Genomic DNA, 1,224 nt, shown 5'->3' with positions numbered 1-1,224 from the left:
CAGCGCCGCCACCTCGGGACGGTCCTTGCGCAGGCTTCCCACCGCGATCGCGGGCACCTCATGGGCCTCAACCCGAGCCCCGAACGCCGGAACCAAAATCGGATGCGGACTCACCTCGACGAACACACGATGATCCCGATCCAGCAAACACTGCACCGTCTCGTCGAAACGCACACTATTGCGCAGGTTGCGATACCAGTAGTCGCCATCCAGTCCGGTGGTGTCCAACGGCCGTCCGATGGCCTCACCCTCGACGGTGGAATGGAACGCCACCTCACCCGGCCGCGGCTCGATCCCCGCCAACGCCTCCAGGACCGTCTCGCGCAACGGCTCGACCAGCGGGGAATGCGAGGCGTAATCCACCTCCACCGCCCGAGCACCCACCCCCTCGGCCTCACACACCGCGAGAAACTCCCGCACCGCCTCAGCCGTACCGGAAACGGTCGTACTACGCGGGCCGTTGACCGTCGCCACCCACAACCGGCCCCGCCAACGCTCCAACAAGACCGACACCTCGGCCTCATCGGCCCACACCGACGCCATCGCCCCCGACCCCGCCAACCCCGCCAACACCCTGCTCCGCAACGCCACCACCAACGCCGCGTCCTCCAACGACAACGCACCCGCCACACACGCCGCCGCGATCTCCCCCTGCGAATGCCCCACCACCGCATCCGGGACGATGCCCCATGAACGCCACAACCGGGCCAAAGAGACCATCACCGCGAACAACACCGGCTGCACCACCTCGGCACCCACCAACGCCGGCACACCCACACCCACATCCGTACCCGCACTCGCCCGCAGGACCCGCACCACCGACCAGCCGGTATGCGCACGCAACGCCTGGTCACACTCATCCAGCGCGTCACGGAACACCTCGAAGGTGTCATACAACCGCAGGCCCATACCGGCCTGCTGCGAGCCCTGACCGGGAAAGACGAACACCGTCTTGCCCGGCCCCTGCGCACTCACCCGCCCATACACCACACCCGGATGAGCACGCCCCTCGGCAACAGCCTCCAGCGCCCCACCCAACACCACACCACCGGCCACCGAACCCGCCACCGAACCCGCCGGGTCCACGACCACGGCCCGATGCGTGAAATGCGTCCGCCCGGCCGCCAGGCCATGAGCCACGGCCACCGCATCCACATCCCGACGATCGGCCAGATACCCGCCCAGCCGCCGCGCCTGCTCCCGCAACGCCTCCTCACTACGCGC

At 68.5% G+C, this 1,224-nt stretch carries 1 protein-coding gene; it reads right to left on the bottom strand.

Annotation, left to right across the window (positions count from 1 at the left end):
- Positions 1–1,224: acyltransferase domain-containing protein (locus ACWD3H_RS47695; protein ID WP_451959809.1), on the bottom strand; the 1,224-nt coding region annotated here is incomplete at both ends.

This window comes from Streptosporangium sp. NPDC002607 (genome assembly GCF_053592655.1).
This window is presented reverse-complemented; position numbering and strand designations above follow the sequence as displayed.